We start from the raw sequence: 3527 nt of genomic DNA, 5'->3' as shown, positions 1-3527 counted from the left end.
GACGTCGCTGGTGAACCTGTTGCCGCGCTTCTACGACTACCAGGGCAGCATCAAGCTCGACGGCGTGGAACTGCGCGACTACCCGCGCCGCTACCTGCGCGAGCAGATCGGCATCGTGTTGCAGGAGCCGTTCCTGTTCTCTAAGACGATCAAGGAGAACGTGACCTACGGCGTTCACCGGCCGGTCACTGATGAAGAGGTGTTCCGCGCCTGCGAGGCGGCGGCCATCCACGAGGTGATCGAGAGTTTCCCGAAAGGGTATGACACGGAAGTCGGCGAGAAGGGCGTGACGCTCTCCGGCGGGCAGAAGCAGCGGACGACGCTGGCCCGCACGTTGCTGAAGGACCCGGCCGTCCTGATCCTCGACGACGCCACGTCGTCGGTGGACACGGAGACCGAGGCGGCCATCCGCGACGCGCTGGAGGAACTGATCCCCGGCCGGACAACGTTCATCATCGCCCACCGCATCCAGACGGTGATGAGCGCCGACATGATCCTGGTGTTGGACAAGGGCCGCATCGTCCAGTGCGGCACGCACGACGAGCTGCTAGAGCAGCCGGGCACGTACCGGCGCATCTATGAGTTGCAGTCGCAGATCGAAGAAGAACTGCAAGAAGACCTGGCGTCGGTCGTGGGCGAACCGCTGCGGTCGAGCAATGGGCATGTGTAATCTCTGAAGACCTGACAGGTGGCGCGCGATGGCCGCCATCGCCCACCTGTCAGGTCTATGAGATGAGAGGCAGCAATGGAAGACGAATATTTCGAGGAAGAAGACTTCAATACCCGGTTCAGCGGCCGGACGGTGACGCGCATCCTGCAACAGGTCGTGCCCTACTGGAAGATGGTGATTGGCTTCCTGGGGCTGGTCGTGCTCATCACCCTGGCCGACTCCATCTTCACCTATTTCGGCAAGCAGTTGGTGGACAACGCCATCCTGCCCGGCGACAAGGTCGCGCTGCGCGCCATCCTGACGAACTGGGCGGCGCTATCGATCGCCTCGGCGGCGGTCGTCTTCGGCTTCATCTACATCACCGGCATACTGGGCGAGATGGTGCGCTACGATCTGCGGCGCAAGCTGTTCAACCACTTGCAGGAGTTGTCGTTCAGCTACTTCGACAAGACGCCCGTCGGCTGGATCATGTCGCGCGTCACGTCGGACACCGAGCGCATCGCCGACCTGGTGACGTGGGGCTTGCTGGACGTGACCTGGGGCATTACCAGCCTGATCGTGGCCGGCGTGTTCATGCTGGCGATTAACTGGCGGCTGGCGATGCTGGTCATGATCATCATCCCGATGCTGGTCATCGTCGCCTACTACTTCCGGCGGCGCATCCTGGTCGAGTTCCGCGAGGTGCGGCGCATCAACTCCAAGATCACCGGCGCCTACAACGAGAACATCACCGGCGTGCGCGTGACGAAGTCGCTGGCCCGCGAGGATCAGGACGTGCAGGAGTTCCAGAAGCTGACCGGGCTGATGTTCCGCGCCTCCTACCGGGCTAACTGGCTCTCGGCGCTGTTCCTGCCGGCGGTACAGTTCATCAGCGCCTTCGGCGTGGCCATGGTCGTCTGGTATGGCGGCGTGCTGGCCCTGAGCGGCGACACGACGGTCGGCCAGATTCAGGCCTTCATCGGCTACGTGACGTTCATGATCTGGCCGGTGCAGGAAATGGCGCGCGTCTTCGCCCAGATGCAGCAGTCCATCGCCAGCGGCGAGCGCGTCTTCTCGCTGCTCGACGCCGTGCCCGACGTGCGCGACAAGCCGGGGGCGCTGGAGACGGCCCACCTGGAGGGCGACATCCTGTTCGACGACGTGACCTTCTATTACGAGAAGGACAAGCCGGTGCTGACGAACTTCAACCTGCGCGTGCAGCCGGGCGAGACCATCGCCCTGGTCGGCCCGACGGGCGGCGGCAAGTCCACCATCGTCAACATGCTGTGCCGCTTCTACGAGCCGAAGCACGGCCGCATCCTGTTCGGCGAGCACGACTACACCGACCTGACGCAGCACGCCATCCAGAGCCGGATCGGCATGGTGCTCCAGACGCCGCACCTGTTCAGCGGGACGATCCGTGAGAACCTGCGCTACGGCCGGCTGGACGCGACCGACGATGAACTGGTCGAGGCGGCGCGGCTGGCCGGGGCGCACGACTTCATCGTGACGCTGGAGAACGGCTACGATGAGCAGGTGGGCGAGGGCGGCAGCAAGCTCTCCGTCGGGCAGAAGCAGTTGATCAGTCTGGCGCGGGCCATCCTGGCCGACCCCGACCTGTTCATCATGGACGAGGCGACCAGTTCGGTGGACACACTGACCGAGGCGCTCATCCAGCGCGGCATGGAGCAGATGATGGTCGGGCGGACGAGCTTCGTCATCGCCCACCGGCTGAGCACCATCAAGCGCGCCGACCGGATTCTGGTCATCGAGGGCGGCCAGATCGCCGAGCAGGGCACGCACGCCGAGTTGATCCGCGCCGGCGGCCACTACTACAACCTGTACACGCGGCAGTTCCGGCGGGAGCGGGAAGTGGCGCTCGGACTGTAGGGGCCAGGGGATAGGGACTAGGGGCTAGGGAAGCGCGTTCTTCCCTAGAACCTGGCCCCTGGAACCTGGCCCCTATTCTTGCGTCTTCGCACCCTTGCGCTAGATTCCCCGCATGATCCACTTCCAACTCTTCGCCGTCGAAGACGCCGGGCCGCGGGCGCTGCCCATCCCGCCCGGCGCGACGCAATTCACCGACCTCTACCGCGGCCTGCCGCTGGGCGTCTACACGGCGTTGCGCACTTTCGACCACAATAAGTTCCTCTACCTGGGCCGCCACCTGGCGCGGACGGAGCGCTCCATGGCCCTGCTGGGCTGGACGTACCGGCTCGACCGGGCGCGGCTGCTGCGGGCGCTGCACGGCGTCGTCACCGCCGCGCCCTGGCCGGAGATGCGCGTGCGCATCGACGTGCTGGCCGAGCCGGCCACCGCGCTGGGCACGAACAGCCGCGAGCTGATCGCCCTGCAACGCTTCACCCCGCCGCCGCCGGAACTGTACGAGACGGGCGTGGCCGTGGACTTCGCCGAGGGGCTGGCCCGCGAACGGCCGCTGGTCAAAACGGCCGACTTCGCGGAGCAGCGGCCGGTGGGCGGCGGCCTGCGCGCGCTAGAGGTGGGGGCCGGCGGCGCGCCGGCGACCGGCCAGCCACCGACCCCCGCCTACGAATACCTCCTCCTCAGCCCCGACGGCCTCATCCTGGAGGGCGCGGGCACGAACTTCTGGGGCGTGCGCGACGGCGTGGTCTACACCGCCGGGGAGGGTGTGTTGGAGGGCATCACGCGGGAGATTCTGATGCAACTCATTCCCGGCCTGGGCATTCCGTTGCGGCTGGAGGCGGTTGCGGTGGCCGACATTCCAGCGCTGGACGAGGCGGCGCTCAGCGGGTCGTCGCGGGCGTTCCTGCCGGTGGTCAGCATCGCCGGGCAGACGGTGGGCGACGGGCGGCCGGGGCCCCTCGCGCGCCGGATTCTGGTGGCCTACAACGCCTTT

3 protein-coding genes are annotated in these 3527 nt (G+C 66.4%); all 3 read left to right on the top strand.

The genetic code is table 11. The features are described from left to right. Positions 1 to 670 (top strand): ABC transporter ATP-binding protein (locus tag ACE3UY_RS07770; protein WP_374686974.1); only part of this gene is annotated, 670 nt, incomplete at its 5' end. 75 nt (positions 671 to 745) lie between these two features. Continuing rightward, positions 746 to 2539, top strand: coding sequence for an ABC transporter ATP-binding protein (locus ACE3UY_RS07765; RefSeq protein ID WP_374686973.1), 1794 nt, complete (start codon positions 746 to 748; stop codon positions 2537 to 2539). A gap of 112 nt (positions 2540 to 2651) precedes the next feature. Beyond that, positions 2652 to 3527, top strand: an 876-nt coding sequence (locus ACE3UY_RS07760; RefSeq protein WP_374686972.1) for an aminotransferase class IV, incomplete at its 3' end; no start/stop codon positions are given.

Origin of the sequence: Promineifilum sp. (SeqCode) (assembly GCF_041918635.1) — a bacterium.
Taxonomy (GTDB): Bacteria; Chloroflexota; Anaerolineae; order Promineifilales; family Promineifilaceae; genus Promineifilum.
This window is presented reverse-complemented; position numbering and strand designations above follow the sequence as displayed.